Below are 18,650 nucleotides of genomic sequence, written 5' to 3' on the forward strand. Positions count from 1 at the left end.
TCTCCGACCTGAAACCGTGCTGCCGTTCCGGGCCAGGGAGGCGCATTCTACAGGAGCCTAGCCCCTTGTCAACGCCTTCCTTTCAATCCGTTTTCACCGGCCTGTTCTGCCCGGACTGTCGTCCGAACCGCCCTGGCGGTGAGCGGCGCATTCTACGCCGTTTCGCTTGTCTGTCAACCGCTAAATCATCCTGTCTTTTACTGCCACAACAAGGATAACCCTTTGATTGCACTGGAGTTTTGCAACCCCACCGCGACAAGCAAGGCGCGCATTATAGGCCGCTCAGATTTGCCGTCAAGCGGTTTATTCAACTTTCTCCGACTCGCTTGGCGTCTTGTCCCGGCGGTGCCAGCGCCACAGGGCTTGAAGCGGCCCGGAAACACTGTAGGCGATGAAGATGAACCACAGAATGCGCGACGGATCGGTGGAGATGATCGCAAACACCAGCACCACCAGCAGGATCACCACAAAGGGTACCCTGCCACGCATATCCAGGTCCTTGAAGCTGTAATAACGCACGTTGCTGACCATCAGCAAGCCGCCCAGGGCGGTCAATATACCGACCAGCAAGGAAATATCGCCGCCGTCCACCCCGAAATCACTCAATGCCCAGACCATGCCCGCCACCAGGCCGGCCGCTGACGGACTGGCCAGGCCGGTGAAGTAACGCTTGTCGGCGGAGCCGATATGGGTATTGAAGCGCGCCAGGCGCAAGGCCGCACCGGCCACGTAGATGAAGGCAAAGATCCAGCCGACCTTGCCCAAATCAGCCAGCGCCCAGGTGAAGGCCACCAGCGCTGGTGCCACGCCGAAGGCGACCATGTCCGACAGCGAGTCGTATTCGGCGCCGAAGGCGCTCTGGGTATTGGTCAGGCGCGCCACACGCCCATCCAGGCCATCCAGCACCATTGCCACGAAGATGGCGATGGCAGCGTGCGAGAAGTTGCCGTTCATGGCGCTGACAATGGCATAGAAACCAGAGAACAGCGCTGCCGTCGTGAACAGGTTGGGCAGCAGATAGATACCACGATGACGGACCTTCTTGCCGTCAGGCCCGGGTACTTCCTCGATGTGCTCATCGATGGGCAACAGGGTGTGCGGACCATCGCCTTCGAAATTGGATTCGTGCTGCAGATCGTCTTTCATATGCTAAACCTTACCACTGGGGCCGAGTGATGCAGTGTCGCAACTTGCCTTGCAAATGACCAGTCCCGTCGCCGCACAGCAATAAAAAAACGCGGCCGAAGCCGCGTTTCCTGATCATCGAACCACGATCAGTTCTTGGACTTGTCCACGATCTTGTTGGACGCGATCCAGGGCATCATGGCACGCAGTTGCTCACCAACCTGCTCGATCGGGTGGGCAGCGTTGTTGCGACGGGCCGCAGTCATCGACGGGTAGTTGTGCGCACCCTCGGCGATGAACATCTTGGCGTACTCGCCAGACTGGATGCGCTTGAGCGCATTGCGCATCGCTGCGCGGGACTCATCGTTGATCACTTCAGGGCCAGTCACGTACTCGCCATACTCCGCGTTGTTGGAGATGGAGTAGTTCATGTTGGCGATGCCGCCTTCGTACATCAGGTCGACGATCAGCTTCAGCTCGTGCAGGCACTCGAAGTAAGCCATTTCCGGCGCGTAACCGGCTTCGGTCAGCACTTCGAAACCAGCCTTGACCAGCTCTACCGCGCCACCGCACAGCACCGCCTGCTCACCGAACAGGTCGGTTTCGGTCTCGTCCTTGAAGGTGGTTTCGATGATACCGGTACGACCACCGCCCACACCGCTGGCGTAGGACAGAGCGACGTTCTTGGCATTGCCGGAAGCGTCCTGGAAGATCGCGATCAGATCGGGAATACCGCCGCCCTTGACGAACTCGGAGCGTACAGTGTGACCCGGCGCCTTGGGGGCAACCATGATCACGTCCAGATCCTTGCGCGGTACGATCTGGTTGTAGTGGATGGCGAAACCGTGGGCGAAAGCCAGGGTCGCGCCCTGCTTCAGGTTCGGCTCGATTTCGTCCTTGTACAGCTGGGACTGGAACTCGTCCGGAGTCAGGATCATGACCACGTCGGCAGCCGCTACGGCAGCCGGTACGTCGGAGACTTTCAGACCATGGGCTTCAGCCTTGGCGATAGAGGACGAACCCGGGCGCAGGCCCACGGTAACGTCAACGCCGGAATCCTTCAGGTTGCAGGCGTGGGCATGGCCCTGGGAGCCGTAACCGATGATAGCGACCTTCTTGCCCTGGATGATGCTCAGATCACAGTCTTTGTCATAAAAAACGTGCATGTAAATCCCCTTTCTATGCGGGTCCCGCCGGACCACTACTCAATTGTTTAAATGCTCAGAACCTTTTCACCGCGCGCAATGCCGGACACGCCGGTGCGCACGACTTCCAGTACCGTCGCCGGGCCAACCGCTTCGATGAAGCTGTCCAGCTTATCAGATGTACCTGTGAGCTGGACGGTATACACACTACTGGTCACATCGACAATCTGGCCGCGGAAGATATCGGTGGTCCGCTTGACCTCGGCGCGCTGGGCACCGGTGGCCTTGATCTTGACCAGCATCAGCTCACGCTCGATATGCGCCCCTTCGGACAGATTGACCAGCTTCACCACCTCGATCAGCTTGTTGAGGTTCTTGGTGATCTGTTCGATGACATCTTCCTGGCCGATGGTGGTCAGCGTCAGACGCGACAGGGTCGGATCCTCGGTGGCCGCCACGGTCAGGGTTTCGATGTTGTAGTTGCGCTGGGAAAACAGCCCCACTACGCGGGACAGTGCACCGGGCTCGTTTTCCAGCAGTACGGAAATGATGTGTCTCATGTCAGGTACGCTCCGTCTTGCTCAGCCACATGTCACGCATCGAGCCACCCGCAATCTGCATCGGGTAGACGTGTTCGGTGTTGTCCACGCGGATATCCATGAATACCAGTCGCTTGGTCTGGGCAAACGCCTCTTCCATCGCCGGCTTGAGGTCTTCCGGCTTCTCCACGCGCATGCCAACGTGACCATAGGACTCGGTGAGCTTGATGAAGTCCGGCAGCGACTGCATGTAGGAATGCGAGTAGCGACTGTTGTACTGCATGTCCTGCCACTGACGCACCATGCCCAGGGCCTGGTTGTTCAGGGTGATGATCTTCACCGGCAGGTCGTACTGCAGACAGGTCGACAGCTCCTGAATGTTCATCTGGATACTGCCTTCACCGGTAACGCAGGCGACGGTGGCATCCGGATGGTGCAACTGGATACCCATGGCCGCCGGCAAGCCGAAGCCCATGGTGCCCAGGCCACCGGAGTTGACCCAGCGATTGGGCTTGTCGAATGGATAATACTGGGCAGCGAACATCTGGTGCTGACCGACATCAGAGGTCACGTAGGCATCACCCTTGGTGACCTCCCACAGGGTTTCGATGACGCTCTGCGGCTTGATGATGGAACCGTCGCCCTGATCATAGGGGAACATCTTGCCATCGCCCCGCCATTCATCGATCTGCTTCCACCAGGCCGCCAGCACGTCGGCATTCGGACGCAGCTTGTGCTCACGGGCAATGGCCAGCATCTCGGTCAGCACGCTGTCGACCGGGCCAACGATCGGGATGTCGGCCTTGATGGTTTTCGAGATCGACGCCGGGTCGATGTCGATATGAATGACCTTGGCGTTCGGGCAGAACTTGGCCGCGCCGTTGATGACACGGTCATCGAAACGGGCGCCGACGCACATGACCACATCGGCATGGTGCATCGCCACGTTGGCGGTATAGCTGCCGTGCATGCCGAGCATGCCGACGAACTGACGGTCGGTACCGGGGAAGCCGCCCAGCCCCATCAGGGTATTGGTCACCGGAACACCCAGTTCCTTGCCCAGCTCGGTCAACTGCTTGGCAGCGCCACCCATGATCACCCCACCACCGGAGTAGATGATCGGACGACGGGCCTCGACCAGCAGCTCCAGCGCCTTGCGGATCTGGCCGGAATGGCCGCGCACCGCCGGGTTGTAGGAGCGCAGCTTGACCTTCTTCGGGTAGCTGTACTCGAACTTCTCAGCCGGGTTGGTCATGTCCTTGGGAATATCGATGACTACCGGACCGGGACGACCGGTCTGCGCCAGATAGAAGGCCTTCTTGACGATTTCCGGAATCTCGCGCGGGTCCTTGACGATGAAGCTGTGCTTCACGATCGGACGGGAGATACCGACCATGTCGGTTTCCTGGAAGGCGTCAGTGCCGACCATGTGGCTGGCCACCTGGCCGGAAATGACCACCATCGGAATGGAGTCCATGTACGCGGTGGCGATGCCGGTGATGGTGTTGGTGGCACCGGGACCGGAGGTCACCAGCACCACGCCGGGCTTGCCGGTGGCACGCGCATAGCCATCGGCCATATGCGCCGCAGCCTGTTCGTGGCGTACCAGCACGTGCACCACATCATCCTGGCGGAAGATCGCATCGTATACATGCAGCAGGGCACCACCGGGGTACCCGTAGATAAATTTTACACCCTCGTCACGCAAGGAGCGGACGACCATCTCAGCGCCGGATAAAAGTTCCACTTTTGAATCACCTCTAGCATACCGTTCACCCCAGGCGAGCGGCAGGATACCTGTTTACTGCTCGGCAGTGCATTGGCAACGGTGGTTGTCATGCAACAGCTTGACTGCGTGCAATGGAAGCATGCCCCGGCAGATAGCCGGTACAGCTTCACCCAGCGCGAGGTAGCGCGTGCGGGGCCAGGCCGGGAGATGGCGGGTTGTCGCCTCCCGGATTGAGCAACAAAGCAGACTGCCCCGGCAGCCGAGTAGGCGCCGATCACAGCATGCTCATGAGAACCTCGAATTGTTTACACTCGAAGGCTACAAGTCAAGCCAAGTTAAGACGAAAGCCTAACGTTTCATCCTATCAACAGCCGTGTACCGTCCACCCGGCAAACGGCTATAGTAGCCAGGCCGGTAATTAGATGCACGAAACAGGGATGAAGATACTATGCGAAAGTTATTCACTGCATTGACGCTGAGTCTGCTGAGTTGCGCCAGCATGGCACAGCAGATATACCAATGGACTGACGAGCGCGGCACAGTGCAATACGGTCAGCTGCCACCCGCCGACAGCCAGTACCGCTCACTCGACATCAAGGCTGCACCGCCGCCCGGCGGCCAATTGCGCACGCCCGCCACGCCGCCCACGGCCAGCGCCACTACCGCAGAGGAACAGACAGCAACCGAGCAACGTCGCACGGCACGTGCCGAGGCCGAGCAGCGCGCTGCCACCTGCCAGACACTGCGTGAACAGTTGCAGACCCTGCTCGACAACCCTCGACTGCGCCGCACCAACGAGGCCGGCGAAGTCGAGCGTATCGGGGAGGATGAACGTCAGGAGCTGATCCGCACCACGCGGGAAGGTGTGCAGGAACACTGCCAGGGCTAGCCCGCCAGTCGCGCGGCCTGCTGGTCGATACGCCCGATTATTACCAGCAGGCCGTGCCCCCGCCGGCCGAGAGGAGCAAATGCCTCCTCGCCCATCGGCTGGATATGGCAGCCCGGCGGGACTACCCCATCGCTCTCGATGATCTGCACCATGCGTGGGATGAACACCCATTGCAACCACAGCTCGAAGGACAGCGTATCCACACAGAAGGGTTCGCGGCTGGACAGAGCGGCGATCGAAGGCGGCTGCATCGACCACATATCCAGCGCCCGCAGTTCACGCTCCAGCTCCAGCAGCGCATCGGCCAAGCCGTGCCAGCGCTGCATTACAGGGATACCTTGGCCCGCTGGCGAGCCTGCGCGGCACCTTCGGCATCACCCTGGCGCTCACGCGCATCGGCCACCAGACCCCACAGCCCGGCCTGCAGTGCCGGACGACCGGCCGCGTAGGACAGGCCGCGGCGGGCCAGTTGTTCAGCCTGGGCAGCATCACCCTGGTCGAGGCGCACCTGGGCCAACCGGTACAGCACCTGGGGTTCCCGCGGGGCAATGCGCAGCGCACGCTCAAGACTGGCCGAAGCACTGTTCAGATCGCCGCTGCTCTCCTGCTGGCGCGCCGAGGTCAGCAGCGCCAGCACCGGCCCATCAAGCTGTTCATCGTCCTGCAGATTGCCACTGCCACTACCACTGCTGGTTGGCGCCGACCCTGAGGGCTGACTGCTGACCGGTGCGCTGTCCAGCGGGTAGGATTCGATCGCACTCGATCCCCCCTCCCCATCCGGCACCAATACCACCACACCACTATCCTCAGGCTGCTGCGCCGGAGCAGGCGTCTGCGTCGGAATGCCGGCACCGCTCTGCATATCCTCATTGGACACAGGGCGCCCAGAGTCCACTACCGGTATGGAGCCGCCCGAGCCGGCGCAGCCGGCCAATACCATCATGCAACCGACCAGCAGGCCAATTCGCTTAGTATCCATCGCCTTGTTCCTCATGTTCATTGCAGCCATCCGCGGATGACATCCATCACTCGACCAGCCCCTTCCTTCACTGGCTCGGTGTCAATCAGCGGTCGACAACCCGGCCCGGGCAACGGCTGGTAGCCCTCGCGGAAGGGTGCCTGCACCGTATCCGGACAGCTGGGATCGCTGCCTTCTCCGGTCAGCCGGTCAACCCAGGCATACACAATGCCTTCCGGCGGCACCTCGGACAGACTGCGCGGATGCGCCTGCGCCATGAAGGCGCTCCACACCTGCAATGCACCTGTCGCCCCGGTCAGCCGGGTCTGGCCATTGTCATCGCGCCCCAGCCAGGACACCGCCAGCAGATCGTCGGAGAAGCCGGCAAACCAGCTGTCGCGCAGATCATTGGTGGTGCCGGTCTTGCCGGCCAGGCGAATGCTCGATGGTATCTGATTATAGGCCGAGCGCCCGGTCCCTTCCGCCATGACCCGACTCAACCCCTCCTGCATGAGATAGATGGTCGCCGAATCGAAGCGCTGCTCGATCTCGAACGGATAGCGGCGCAGTTGCTCACCTTCCGCCGTCAGCACGTTGCGAATGGCTCGCAGCGGCGTATTGAAGCCACCACTGGCCAGGGTCTGGTACATGTCCGTCACCTGCAGCGGCGTCATTGCCCCGGCCCCCAGCAGCATCGCCGGGTAAGCCGGCCAGCCATGTCGCACACCCATGCGCTCAACGGTATTCAATACCTTGTCGACCCCGACCTCCACACCCAGCCGCACGGTCGCCTGGTTGTAGGAACGCGACAGTGCTTCATGCAGCGGCACCAGGCCATGGCTCTGGCGGCTGTAGTTCTGCGGCGTCCAGGTCCTGCCACGCTCGGCGGTCAGGGTGATCGGCGAGTCGTCCACCGGGGTGATCAGCGAATAGCGCTGCGGCTGTTCCAGCGCAGTCAGAAATACCGCGGGCTTGACCAGCGAGCCAATCGGCCGCGCCGCATCCAGCGCGCGATTGAAGCCGGAGAAACGCGGATTACGACCGCCGACCAGGGCCAGCACCTCACCGGTCTGCGCCCCGGTGACCACCATGGCAGCCTCCATCTCACTGCCGGCACGCTCGCCCAGGCGCTTGAATGCGGTTTCCACCGCCTTTTCGGCCTTCAGTTGCAGCAGTGGGTCGAAACTGGTGAAGATCCGCAGCCCTTCGCTGGTCAGATCCTCATCCTTGTAGTCCTCACGCAGCTGACGCTTGATCAGATCCATGAACGCCGGATAACTGGTATCGGCCATACTGCCGCGCACCGTTACATCCAGCGGACGCTCGATCGCCGCCTGCGCCTGCTCACCGGTGATCACGCCCTGCTCTTCGAGCATCTGGATCACCAGATCCCGGCGTTTCTTGACGCGCTCGGGCTGACGCCGCGGGTTATACAGCGACGGCCCCTTGACCATGCCCACCAGCAGTGCCACCTGGTGCAGCTCCAGTTCATGCAGCGGCTGGGCGAAGTAGTACTGACTGGCCAGGCCGAAGCCGTGTACCGCCCGGCGGCCGTCCTGGCCGAGGAACACCTCGTTCAGATAGGCTTCGAGAATCTCTTCCTTGGAATAGTGCAGCTCCAGCAGCACCGCCATGATCGCCTCGGTGCCCTTGCGAATCAGGCTGCGGTCACTGCTGAGATAGAAGTTCTTCACCAACTGCTGGGTCAGGGTGCTGCCGCCCTGCACCACGCCACCGGCGGCGACATTGACATAGGCGGCCCGGGCGATGCCCTTGGGTGAAACGCCGAAATGCTGGAAGAACTCGCGATCCTCGACCGCCACCAGCGCTTCCACCAGATAGGCTGGCGCCTGATCCAGACGCACCAGGATGCGGTCTTCGTTGTGCGCCGGATAGATGCCGCCGATCATCAACGGCTCCAGTCGTGCCATGACCAGGTCACCACTGCCGGACAGGCCGGATACCTGTTGGCCATTGAAGCGTACGCTGATGCGTTGCGCCGGTTCCGAGCCCTCGAAGGACTGGAAGCCGCGGGTGTACACGTCCACCCGGCCACTGGCCGCCGACATCTGGCCGGGCTGGCTGATCGAGTTCACCGAGCGATAGCCCAGGGCAGACAGCTCGGTAATGAAATCATCACGACTGAGCTTCTGCCCGGCATACAGCTCCAGCGGCCGGGCAAACACCTTGGCCGGTACCGCCCAGCGCTTGCCGGAAAACTTCTCCTGCACCACTGCATCCAGATAGATGGTCAGCGCCGCCAGCACGACCAGACCGACCAGCGCCAGCTTCCACAGCAGGCCCGACCAGCGTCGCCAGAACCCGACCTTGCGGGCTGCCCGTTTACTGCGTTTTCTACCCATATTCCCTGATTACCCCACGTTTCGGGAAGCAGCGCCTGCCCCTGGCAGGCGCGACAACGGTTGGCCTCGTTGCGACCAGCCTTCATAATGCCCGGATTGCCAGTCCACCACAGGATCCGACGTGAGCCAGACACTGCTGAATGCCCTGCAAAACCCGGCCTTGTACGACCATCCGGTTAGCGGTTTTACGCTGATGGAAACCCATATTTCCTGGGTCATACTCACCGGCGACTTCGTTTACAAAATCAAGAAGCCGGTCAACTTCGGCTTCCTCGACTACTCCAGTCTCGAACAGCGGGCACACTACTGTGCCGAGGAACTGCGTCTGAACCGACGCCTGGCGCCCGACATGTACCTGGACGTGATCGCCATTCACGGCAGCGACAGCGCACCCAGCCTGACCGGCGACGGGCCGATCATCGAATACATGGTCAAGACCCGGCAGTTCCGGCAACAGGATCTGCTCGGCAACATGCAGCGTGCCGGCACCCTCGCAGCCGAGCATATCGACTCGCTGGCTGCGACCCTCGCCGGATTTCACCAGCGCATCGACCAGGCACCGCAGGATGCCATCTGGGGCGAGCCCGATCAGGTCCATGCTCCGGTAGCGCAGAACTTCGAGCAAATCCGCCCACTGCTGAGCGACCCGGCCGACCTGGAACAGCTCGAGCAACTGGAACAATGGGCGCATACTACCTTCCAACGGCTGATTCCCCAACTGGCACAACGTAAAGCCGACGGGCTGATCCGTGAATGCCATGGCGACATCTATCTGGACAACGTCACACTGATTGACGGACAAGTGACCCTGTTTGACTGCATAGAGTTCAATGACGCCTTCCGCTGGACCGATGTCATGAGCGACGTCGCCTTCATGGCCATGGATCTGGAGGACCGCGGCCTGCCGGATCTGTCCCAGCGCTTCGTCAATGCCTGGCTGGAGCATACCGGCGATTATGCCGGCCTCATCGTATTGAATTATTACAAGGCGTACCGCGCCATGGTCCGCGCCAAGGTCGCCCTGCTGGGTCTCGGCCAACGCGACCTGAGCGAGCAGCAGCGCAATGAAGTATTGGCCCGTTACCATGGCTATACCGCTCTGGCCGAAAGCTATACGCAAATTCCACGGCGCTTCGGCCTGCTCACACACGGTGTATCCGGCTCCGGCAAGAGCACCCTGAGTGTGCAACTGGTATCACGCCTGGGCATGATCCGCGTGCGCTCGGATGTCGAGCGCAAACGCCTGTTCGGGCAGAACGGCAGCGGCCAGCTGGATCAGGACCTGTATGCTCCCGAGCAGGGCCAACAGACCTATGCGCGCCTGGCCATGCTGGCGGCGCAGGTGCTGGCGGCCGGCTATCCGGTGGTAGTCGATGCCACCCACCTGCTGCGGGCGCAGCGCCAACTGGTTCGCCAGGCCATCGAGGATCAGGGCGCACCCTGCCTGATCCTGCATTGCCAAGCGCCATTGGATACCATCGAGATCTGGCTGAACGAGCGTCAGCGCAAGGGTGGCGACCCATCCGATGCCGATATCCATGTGGTGCGTCATCAACTGGAGCAGCTCGAGCCGCTGGACGAACAGGAACAACAGATCACCCTGACCGTCGCCACCGAGCAGCGCGGCAATATCGACCAACTCACGGAACAGCTGCGCCAGCGCCTGTGACTCCGTCCGCCGGCTGTACGGATCAGCCGGCGACAACTACACTGGCTATCGGGAACCAATAAAAAGAAGCCCGATATCATGCCCAGAATCGATCCGCTACCGACCGTCCCGGTCGGCACCCGCCTTGCGGGTTCATTGCGCGCCATGGCCGCCGTTCGTTCACTCAGGCAGCGGGGTGAGCATGTCCGACAATGAACTCATCACCCTGCGCAACCTCGGCAAGACCTCCGTACAGTGGTTGCGAGCCACCGGCATCCACAGCGCCGAAGAACTGCGCCGGCGCGGGCCGGTCTCCGCCTACTGCGCCGTTCGCTCTCGCGGTTTCCGCGCCTCCAAGACGCTGCTGTTCGCCATCGCCGGTGCCCTGCAGGATATCCACTGGAACCAGCTCGACCCGGCCTACAAGGAACAACTGCTGCAACAGTTGAAGGAGCACCAGCAGCAATAGCGCGTCAAGGCTGACGAGTGTCCAATTTTGCCAACGCCTGCGCGCTTTTCCATTGGCGGGGGTGAAAGCAATTGCAGTATGGTATCGACAGCTCAGGATTTGAAAAAAAGGAATTCATCATGTATCTCATCGGCGACCAGCCCCTCTATGCGGAAAAGCTGATCAACACTCTGCAGCGCATACCCGAACAGCTGCTGGCTGGTCTCGAGCCCTGCGCTGCACCGATCAGCCTGGAGGCGGTCGATGATCTCTACAGCGTGATCGGCAACCGAAACCTGTACCTGCTCAAAACCGGTCTGCTGCATGCGCTGATCGACGGCAAGCCGTTGTTCTATGTCCAGGAAGGCGACCTCATCGGACTGCGCCAAGGCCTGAATACCGCGCCCTGTGTGTACATGAGCGAGGAGCCACTGGTGTTGGTGCCCTATGATCGCGAAGCGCTGTTCCGCCATATCCATGCCAGCAATGACCGCCAGGAACAGTTCACCCAGTATATCCTCGGCCAGGCCGCGCTGATGTCCGATGCCCTGGCGCGCAGCAAGCCGGTCGAGGTACGCCCGGTGACCGGCTTCCAGCATTTCGCCCCTGGCACGGAACTGATCCGCCAGGGCGATGATGCCGGTCACGTGTTCATCATCACCGAAGGGCATGCCGAAGCCTTCGTCGGCGGGATAAAGGTCGGCGATGTACAGAAGGACGAGATTTTCGGTGCCATGGCACTGTTCACCCGGGAAAAACGCTCCGCCACCGTGATTGCCAGCATGCCGACCACGGTGATGATGATTCCCAAGGAACAGTTTCTGGCTCTGATGCAGAGTAATCCGCGCATCGCCCATAGCCTGATCGAAAGCATGGCACGGCGGATCGATCTGATGAACAAGGAATTAACTCACTACAAACAGCTGGCGATAAATTAATTTGCCAATTGTGCTTGACATGCAAATGATAACGATTATTATTACCCACAAGTCATCGCGAGGTGGCTTTGATAACGGAATGTCGCGAGACGGACGGTTATCTCCTCATCAGGCTAATCACGGATTTAGGCCCGCTCTCTGAGCGGGCCCTTTTTTTGCCTGAAATCCTGTCATCCGGGGCTGGCCCGCGCCAGTCAGACTGACGCGGGCCAGTTGCTCAGGCTTCCGGAACCGCTGAAGCCGCCGCCGTATTGCCTACCTGCCAACCACCACCCAGCGCCTTGAACAGGTTCACCTCGCTGACCAGTTGGTTGCGCCGGTCGTTGACCAGTTGCTGTTGCGCCGTGAGCAGTTGGCGCTGCGCATCGAGCAGGGTCAGATGGCTGTCCACACCGGTCCGGTAGCGCTGTTCGGCGACCACGTAATAGCTTTCGCTGACCTCCAGCAGATTGCGCTGCGCCTGCACCTGCTCGGCGTAGGTGGCATGCGCCGCCAGGCCGTCGGCCACATCGCGGAAGGCGTCCTGTATCGACTGCTCGTATTCGGCCACCCGAATATCCCGGGAGATTTCGGTGTAATCCAGGTTGGCCCGCAGGCGGCCGGCATTGAAGATCGGCACGCTGATACTCGGCATGAAGCTCCAGTAGCCGGATCCGCTGTCGAACAGGTCGGACAGATCACTGCTGGCACTCCCCGCGGCACCGGTCAGCCGGATGCTCGGGAAGAACGCGGCACGTGCCGCACCGATGCTGGCATTCGCTGCCTGCAGCTGGTGCTCGGCGGCGATGATATCGGGCCGCTTGAACAGCAACTCGGAGGGCAGACCGACCGGCAGCCCTGCCAGCAGATCCATGTCCACACCACCGATGTCGATCTCATCCAGCGGGATGTTCTGCCCCAGCAATTGGGTCAGCGCGTTGCGGTCCTGCGCCACCAGCCTGCGGTACTGCGCCAGGGCCGCCCGCGCGGTTTCCACCGCCGTACGCGCCTGGGTCAGCTCCAGGGTGGAAGCCACCCCCACATCATAGCTGCGCTGCACCAACGCCAGGCTGTTCTCGTAGGCTTCCAGCGTCTGCGCGGTGACCGCAAGCAATTCGCGGTCGGCCTGCCAGGTCAGGTAGCTGGTGGCAACGCTGGCGATCAGACTGATCTGCACACTGCGCTGCGTCGCTTCACTGGCCAGATACTCCTGCAGCGCCTGTTCGCTGAGGCTACCCAGCCGGCCGAACAGATCCAGCTCCCAGGATACGCCCAGGGTTGCGCTGTACTGGCTGCTGGTAGTCGCATCACCAGTCGGGCTCAGCGTCTCTGGCGTCCGGGTGCGGGTGCCACTGCCATCGGCCGACAGCTCCGGGAACCGCGCCGACTGCTGGATACCATACAAGGCGCGGTAGGCGTCGACATTCAACGCCGCGATGCGCAGGTCGCGGTTGTTTTCCAGGGCCACCTCGATCAGGCGCTGCAGCGCCTGATCCTTGAAGAACTCACGCCAGCCCAGATCCATCGCCTGGGTTTGCGCGCTCTGCGGCCCGTAGGCCTCGCCTGCCGGCCAGACATCCACCACCGGCGACGCGGGACGTTCATACTCGGGGATCATCGAGCAGCCACTCAACACCCCCAGCACAGCCAGACAAATCAATGAACGCTTCACTGTGCTTTCTCCTCATCGGTATAGGTGACCTTGCGTGAAAACAGCTTGGACACCGTGACATAGAACAACGGCACCCAGAAAATCACCAGCACCGTAGCCGTGAGCATGCCGCCAATCACCCCGGTGCCGATGGCATGCGAGCTGCCTGCACCCGCGCCGCTGGCGAGGGCCAGGGGTACCACACCCAGGGTGAAGGCCAGCGAGGTCATCACAATCGGGCGCAGACGCATACGGCAGGCTTCCACCGCAGCATCGAACAACGACATGCCCTGCTCGTGCAGATCCTTGGCGAACTCCACGATCAGAATGGCGTTCTTCGCCGTCAAACCGATAGTGGTCAGCAGCCCCACCTGGAAGAACACGTCATTGGACAGCCCACGCCCCATGGTCGCCAGCAGTGCACCGATCACCCCGAGAGGCACTACCAGCATCACCGCAAACGGAATGGACCAGCTTTCATACAGGGCCGCCAGGCAGAGGAATACCACCAGCAGCGACAAGGCGTAGAGCGCTGGCGCCTGATCGCCCGACAGGCGCTCCTCATAGGACAGACCGGTCCAGTCCACGCCGACACCCGCCGGCAGTTGCCGGGCCAGGCGTTCGATTTCCGCCATGGCGTCACCGGTACTGTAGCCCGGCGCGGCCTCGCCCTGGATCTCCATGGCCAGCACGCCGTTGTAGCGGGCGAGTTTCGGCGGGCCATAGATCCACTCGCCAGTGGCGAAGGCGCTGAACGGCACCATGTCACCCGCATTGTTGCGTACGAACCACTTGTCCATATCCTCGGGGTTCATCCGCGCATCCGCCTCAGCCTGCACATACACCTGCTTTACCCGGCCACGGTCAATGAAATCATTGATGTAGCTCGAACCCCAGGCGATGGATTGGGTGCTGTTGACGTCGCTGAGCGACACACCCAGTACCTGGGCCTTCTCGTCATCGATGAGCAGCTTGTACTGTGGCTCGTCGTTCAGGCCATTGGGGCGCACTGCGGTCAGTATGTCGCTCTGGGCGGCCAGCCCGAGCAGCTGGTTGCGAGCCTGCATCAGCGCATCATGCCCCAGTCCTGCATTGTCCTGCAGGAAGAAGTTGAAGCCGGTGGCATTACCCAGCGCCATCACCGCCGGCGGCGCAAAGGCCATCACCGCCGCATCGCGGAATCCGGCGAAGTGCTCCTGCGCCCGCTCAGCCAGGGCGAACACGCTCATATCGGCATCGGCCCGCTCGCCCCAGGGCTTGAGGCCGACGAAGGCGATGGCGGCATTCTGGCCGCGGCCAGCGAAACTGAAGCCGGTCACGGTAAACACCGACCGCACGATATCGCCTTCCTCGGTGAGCAGATGTTCACGCATTGCATCCACGGTCTTCTGCGTACGCTCCATGGTCGAACCGGCCGGCCCCAGTACCTGGACAAACATCACGCCCTGGTCCTCATCCGGCAGGAACGAGCTGGGCAGCTTGGTGAACAGCATGGCCATCGCGCCGACAATCACCACGTACAGCAGCAGGTAGGGCGCCTTGCGCCTGAGCACGGCGGCAACCCCTTTTTCGTAATGGTGCACGCCACGCTCGAAGGTGCGGTTGAACCAGCCGAAGAAGCCGCGCTTCTCATGGTTGTGCCCCTTGGGGATCGGCTTGAGGATGGTGGCGCACAGGGCTGGCGTGAAAATCAATGCCACCAGCACCGACAGCGTCATCGCCGAGGCAATGGTAATGGCGAATTGCCGATAGATAACCCCGGTTGACCCGCCGAAGAAGGCCATGGGCACGAATACGGCCGATAGCACCAGACCGATACCGATCAGTGCCCCCTGGATCTGATCCATCGACTTGCGGGTCGCCTCGACCGGCGACAGTCCTTCCTCGGCCATCACCCGCTCGACGTTCTCCACCACCACGATGGCGTCATCCACCAGCAGACCGATGGCCAGCACCATGGCGAACATGGTCAGGATGTTGATACTGAAGCCGAACATCGACAGCACGCCGAAGGTACCCAGCAGCACCACCGGTACCGCCAGCGTCGGAATCAGCGTGGCCCGGAAGTTCTGCAGGAACAGGTACATCACCAGGAATACCAGCACGATCGCTTCCATCAGCGTGTGCACTACCCCGGAGATGGACTCGGACACCACCGGCGCCGTCTCGAACGGATACACCACCTCCACACCCTGCGGGAAGAAGGGCTGCAGATCGGCAATGGTCTGCTTGACCGCCTTGGTGGTTTCCAGTGCGTTGGCACCGGTAGCCAGCTGGATCGCCATACCGGTGGCCGGCTGACCGTTATACAGCGCGCGGAACGCCGAGTTCTGCGAACCCAGTTCGACCCGGGCGACATCCGCCAGGCGCACCTGGGAGCCGTCGTTGTTGACCTTCAGCAGAATCTTGCTGAACTGCTCCGGTGTCTCGAAGCGGGTCTTGCCGATGATGGTCGCGTTGAGCTGCTGGCCCGGCACCGCTGGGGCACCGCCCAACTGGCCGCCGGAAACCTGGACGTTCTGCGCCGAGATCGCGGTACGCACATCGACCGGCGTCAGCTGGTACTTGTTCAGCTTGGCCGGGTCGAGCCAGATGCGCATGGCATAGGCGGAACCGAACACCTGAAAGTCACCAACACCATTGGTGCGGGAAATCGGATCCTGCACGGTGGAGATGATGAAATCGGACAGGTCTTCATTGTTCATCGTGCCATCAGTCGAGATCAGGCCAACGACCATCAGGAAGTTGGCCGAGGCCTTGGTCACCCGGATACCCTGCTGCTGTACCTCCTGCGGCAACATCGGCGTCGCCAGCTGCAGCTTGTTCTGCACCTGCACCTGGGCAATGTCCGGATCGACGCCCTGGTCGAAGGTGACGGTGATGCGCATACTGCCATCGGAACCGCTTTCCGACTTGATGTAACGCAGCCCATCGATACCGTTCATCTGCTGTTCAATGACCTGGGCTACCGTATCCTGCACGGTCTGCGCCGAGGCACCTGGATAGCTGACTGCAATGTTGACCGCCGGCGGCGCGATGCTCGGATACTGGTTGACCGGCAGCCCGACGATGGCCAGGCCACCCATCAGCATGACCAGGATCGCCAGCACCCAGGCAAAGATCGGGCGGTCGATAAAATAGCGTGGCATGCGGGATTATCCTTCCTGTTCAGCTGTATTGACGGTACCGGTATTGTCGACATTGGCTGCCGGCACCGGCTCGACCTGCATGCCCGGCTGGACCATGTGCAGGCCTTCGGTGATCAACCGATCACCCACATTCAGTCCCTCGCTGACCAGCCAGCGATTGCCGACCGTGCGCTCGGTCTTGATGATGCGCTGCTCGACCTTGTTTTCCTCGTTCACCAGCATCGCCACCGCCTGGCCACGCGGATTGCGCGTCACCCCTTGTTGCGGAGCGAGAATCGCGTCGCTGCGGGCACCGGCAACCAGTTGCGCATGAACGAACATACCCGGCAGCAGCAGGCGGTCGGGGTTGGGGAATACCGCACGCAGGGTCACCGATCCGGTGCTCGAGTCGACCGATACCTCGGAAAATTCCAGGCGCCCCTCATGCTCATACTCGGAACCGTCCTCCAGCCGCAGCAGCGCCCTGGCCGCGTTGTCGCCCGCCTTCTGCAGTCGGCCGCTGTCCAGGTCGCGGCGCAGCGCCAGCAGATCCCGCGCCGGCTGGGTGACATCGACATAGATCGGGTCCAGTTGCTGGATGGTGGCCATCGCCTGCGCCTGCCCATTGCTGACCAGCGCACCCTCAGTCACTTCGGAACGACCGATTCGCCCGGAGATCGGTGCCGACACGCGGGTATAGCGCAGATCGATCTTGGCCCGCTCCAGTGCTGCATCGGCCTGCAACCTGGCCGCCCGAGCCTCGTCGTAGGCCTGCTGGCTGACCGCTCTATCCTTGACCAGCACCTCATAGCGCTCGGCTAGGGTACCGGTGGACAAGCGAGTGGCCTCGGCACTCTTCACCGCCGCTTCATAGACCGCAGCATCGATCTGATACAACTGCTGGCCGGCCTCGACCTCGCTGCCCTCGTCGAACAGGCGCTTCTGGATGATACCGTTGACCTGCGGGCGTACCTCTGCCACGCGATAGGCCTTGGTACGCCCCGGCAGTTCGGAGGTCAGCAGAAAATGCTCGGCATCGATGGTCACCACCCCAACCTGCGGTACCTGCGAGGCGGTGGCATCGGCAGAATCCGGCTCAGAGCAGGCGCTGAGCAGGGCCATCATGGCAAACAGGGGGATCAGGGCAGCGCGGGCTGGCTTGACTGACATGGGCGAAGCACCTCTTGGGGATACAGTGGATCAGCAAATAGACAAGTGACAAAAACAGGAAACAGCTCTTTCAAGGCATGCAATAATACTTACATTCACGAATGTTTGTAAGTTGTTTTCACATTGGCTAACATTTGTTTGGCATTCATTTTCCACCTTCACCGACCTTCCTTTCGGCCGGCCTCCATTGTCGAGATGGCCTTCATTCAATCAGAGAGTTACATGGCCAGACGTACTAAACAGGCAGCCCTGGAAACCCGTGCGCAGATCATCGACGCAGCGGAGATCTGTTTTTTCAGAAAGGGCGTTTCGCAGACCTCGCTGGCGGAGATCGCGAAGACCGCCGGGGTAACGCGCGGCGCCATCTACTGGCATTTCGAGAACAAGGGCGAGGTGCTCGATGCCCTGCTGCTGCGGGCCAAGACACCGGTCCAGCACCTGGAAGAAGCCAGCCGCAGCAGTGACGAACCCGACCCTCTGGGACGCCTGCATGCCTTGTTGGCGGAGATATTTCGCCAGGTTGAATGCGACCCATCCGCCCGCCGCATCAACGAAATCATATTTCATAAGTGCGAATATACCGACCAGATGTGTGATCTGCGTGAACATATGCGTCTATTGCGCCTGCAATCTCTGCAAAAGCTGGAAAGCACATTGTGCAACGCCATCTCCAGGGGGCAACTGCCGGAGCAACTGGACGTCCCCATGGCTGCCCGCTGCCTGCATGCCTATGTCATCGGCACACTGGACACCTGGCTGCTGCGTCCCGAGGATTTTTCCCTGGCCGAGCGTGCCGACCGCCTGGCCCAGGGCGCTATCGATATAATGCGTCACAGCCCTGCGCTGCTGCTGCCGCAGCCGGACTGAAGCCGTCCGGCTGGTAGCCAGACCCTGGCCAGTATAGACAGTGGACAGGCGACCGTACGCCCTGACTGGTCTT

15 protein-coding genes are annotated in these 18,650 nt (G+C 61.4%); 5 read left to right on the forward strand and 10 right to left on the reverse strand.

Annotation, left to right across the window (positions count from 1 at the left end):
• Positions 1-303: 303 nt before the first annotated feature.
• From pssA to CQ007_RS14620, 4 genes are all read right to left on the reverse strand, one after another.
• Entirely contained in the window at positions 304-1,146 is an 843-nt protein-coding gene (gene pssA, locus CQ007_RS14605; protein WP_105646580.1) for a CDP-diacylglycerol--serine O-phosphatidyltransferase, read from the reverse strand.
• Between the two features lie 128 nt (positions 1,147-1,274).
• Positions 1,275-2,291, reverse strand: coding sequence for a ketol-acid reductoisomerase (ilvC, locus tag CQ007_RS14610; protein WP_105646581.1), 1,017 nt, complete (start codon positions 2,289-2,291; stop codon positions 1,275-1,277).
• 47 nt (positions 2,292-2,338) lie between these two features.
• Complete coding sequence (ilvN, locus tag CQ007_RS14615; RefSeq protein WP_105646582.1) at positions 2,339-2,830, reverse strand: acetolactate synthase small subunit; 492 nt, start codon at positions 2,828-2,830, stop codon at positions 2,339-2,341.
• A gap of 1 nt (position 2,831) precedes the next feature.
• Positions 2,832-4,556, reverse strand: coding sequence for an acetolactate synthase 3 large subunit (locus tag CQ007_RS14620; protein ID WP_105646583.1), 1,725 nt, complete (start codon positions 4,554-4,556; stop codon positions 2,832-2,834).
• Between the two features lie 430 nt (positions 4,557-4,986).
• On the opposite strand from CQ007_RS14620, the gene CQ007_RS14625 reads away from it, so the two are divergent.
• The gene (locus CQ007_RS14625) at positions 4,987-5,427 is read left to right on the forward strand and encodes a DUF4124 domain-containing protein (protein ID WP_105646584.1); all 441 of its coding nucleotides are present in this window, start codon (positions 4,987-4,989) and stop codon (positions 5,425-5,427) included.
• Here CQ007_RS14625 and CQ007_RS14630 read toward each other — a convergent pair.
• The 3 genes from CQ007_RS14630 to mrcB are packed head-to-tail and all read right to left on the reverse strand — an operon-like array spanning position 5,424 to position 8,748.
• Positions 5,424-5,753, reverse strand: coding sequence for a YqcC family protein (locus tag CQ007_RS14630; protein WP_105646585.1), 330 nt, complete (start codon positions 5,751-5,753; stop codon positions 5,424-5,426). The two genes, CQ007_RS14625 and CQ007_RS14630, sit on opposite strands and share 4 nt — an antisense overlap.
• Positions 5,753-6,406, reverse strand: coding sequence for a tetratricopeptide repeat protein (locus CQ007_RS14635; RefSeq protein WP_177424369.1), 654 nt, complete (start codon positions 6,404-6,406; stop codon positions 5,753-5,755). The genes CQ007_RS14630 and CQ007_RS14635 overlap by 1 nt, the downstream gene beginning before the upstream one ends.
• Positions 6,407-6,423: 17 nt before the next feature.
• A complete protein-coding gene (gene mrcB / locus CQ007_RS14640; RefSeq protein WP_105646586.1) occupies positions 6,424-8,748 on the reverse strand; it encodes a penicillin-binding protein 1B in 2,325 nt (774 codons plus the stop codon).
• A gap of 121 nt (positions 8,749-8,869) precedes the next feature.
• Here mrcB and CQ007_RS14645 point away from each other — a divergent pair, with 121 nt between their 5' ends.
• The 3 genes from CQ007_RS14645 (at position 8,870) to CQ007_RS14655 (ending at position 11,782) form a co-directional block, all read left to right on the forward strand.
• Positions 8,870-10,417: a bifunctional aminoglycoside phosphotransferase/ATP-binding protein gene (locus CQ007_RS14645; protein WP_105646587.1), complete on the forward strand. Its 1,548-nt coding sequence runs from the start codon at positions 8,870-8,872 to the stop codon at positions 10,415-10,417.
• Between the two features lie 181 nt (positions 10,418-10,598).
• The gene (locus tag CQ007_RS14650; RefSeq protein ID WP_105646588.1) at positions 10,599-10,865 is read left to right on the forward strand and encodes a TfoX/Sxy family protein; all 267 of its coding nucleotides are present in this window, start codon (positions 10,599-10,601) and stop codon (positions 10,863-10,865) included.
• Between the two features lie 119 nt (positions 10,866-10,984).
• The gene (locus tag CQ007_RS14655; RefSeq protein WP_105646589.1) at positions 10,985-11,782 is read left to right on the forward strand and encodes a cyclic nucleotide-binding domain-containing protein; all 798 of its coding nucleotides are present in this window, start codon (positions 10,985-10,987) and stop codon (positions 11,780-11,782) included.
• A 217-nt stretch (positions 11,783-11,999) separates the two neighbouring features.
• Here CQ007_RS14655 and CQ007_RS14660 read toward each other — a convergent pair whose 3' ends face one another.
• Genes CQ007_RS14660 through CQ007_RS14670 form a run of 3 tightly spaced genes read right to left on the reverse strand, consistent with a single transcriptional unit; the run spans position 12,000 to position 17,710 of the window.
• Positions 12,000-13,433: an efflux transporter outer membrane subunit gene (locus CQ007_RS14660; protein ID WP_105646590.1), complete on the reverse strand. Its 1,434-nt coding sequence runs from the start codon at positions 13,431-13,433 to the stop codon at positions 12,000-12,002.
• Positions 13,430-16,561, reverse strand: coding sequence for an efflux RND transporter permease subunit (locus CQ007_RS14665; protein WP_105646591.1), 3,132 nt, complete (start codon positions 16,559-16,561; stop codon positions 13,430-13,432). Before CQ007_RS14665 ends, CQ007_RS14660 begins: the two co-directional genes overlap by 4 nt.
• 6 nt (positions 16,562-16,567) lie before the next feature.
• Positions 16,568-17,710, reverse strand: a complete 1,143-nt coding sequence (locus CQ007_RS14670) for an efflux RND transporter periplasmic adaptor subunit (protein ID WP_105646592.1) — start codon at positions 17,708-17,710, stop codon at positions 16,568-16,570.
• Between the two features lie 222 nt (positions 17,711-17,932).
• Between CQ007_RS14670 and CQ007_RS14675 the strand changes: the two genes are divergently transcribed.
• Positions 17,933-18,577 carry a TetR family transcriptional regulator gene (locus tag CQ007_RS14675; protein ID WP_105646593.1) on the forward strand — a complete coding sequence of 215 codons (645 nt, stop codon included), beginning with the start codon at positions 17,933-17,935 and terminating at the stop codon, positions 18,575-18,577.
• Positions 18,578-18,650 lie beyond the last annotated feature (73 nt).

Origin of the sequence: Pseudomonas sp. MYb185 (assembly GCF_002979975.1) — a bacterium.
Taxonomy (GTDB): domain Bacteria; phylum Pseudomonadota; class Gammaproteobacteria; order Pseudomonadales; family Pseudomonadaceae; genus Halopseudomonas.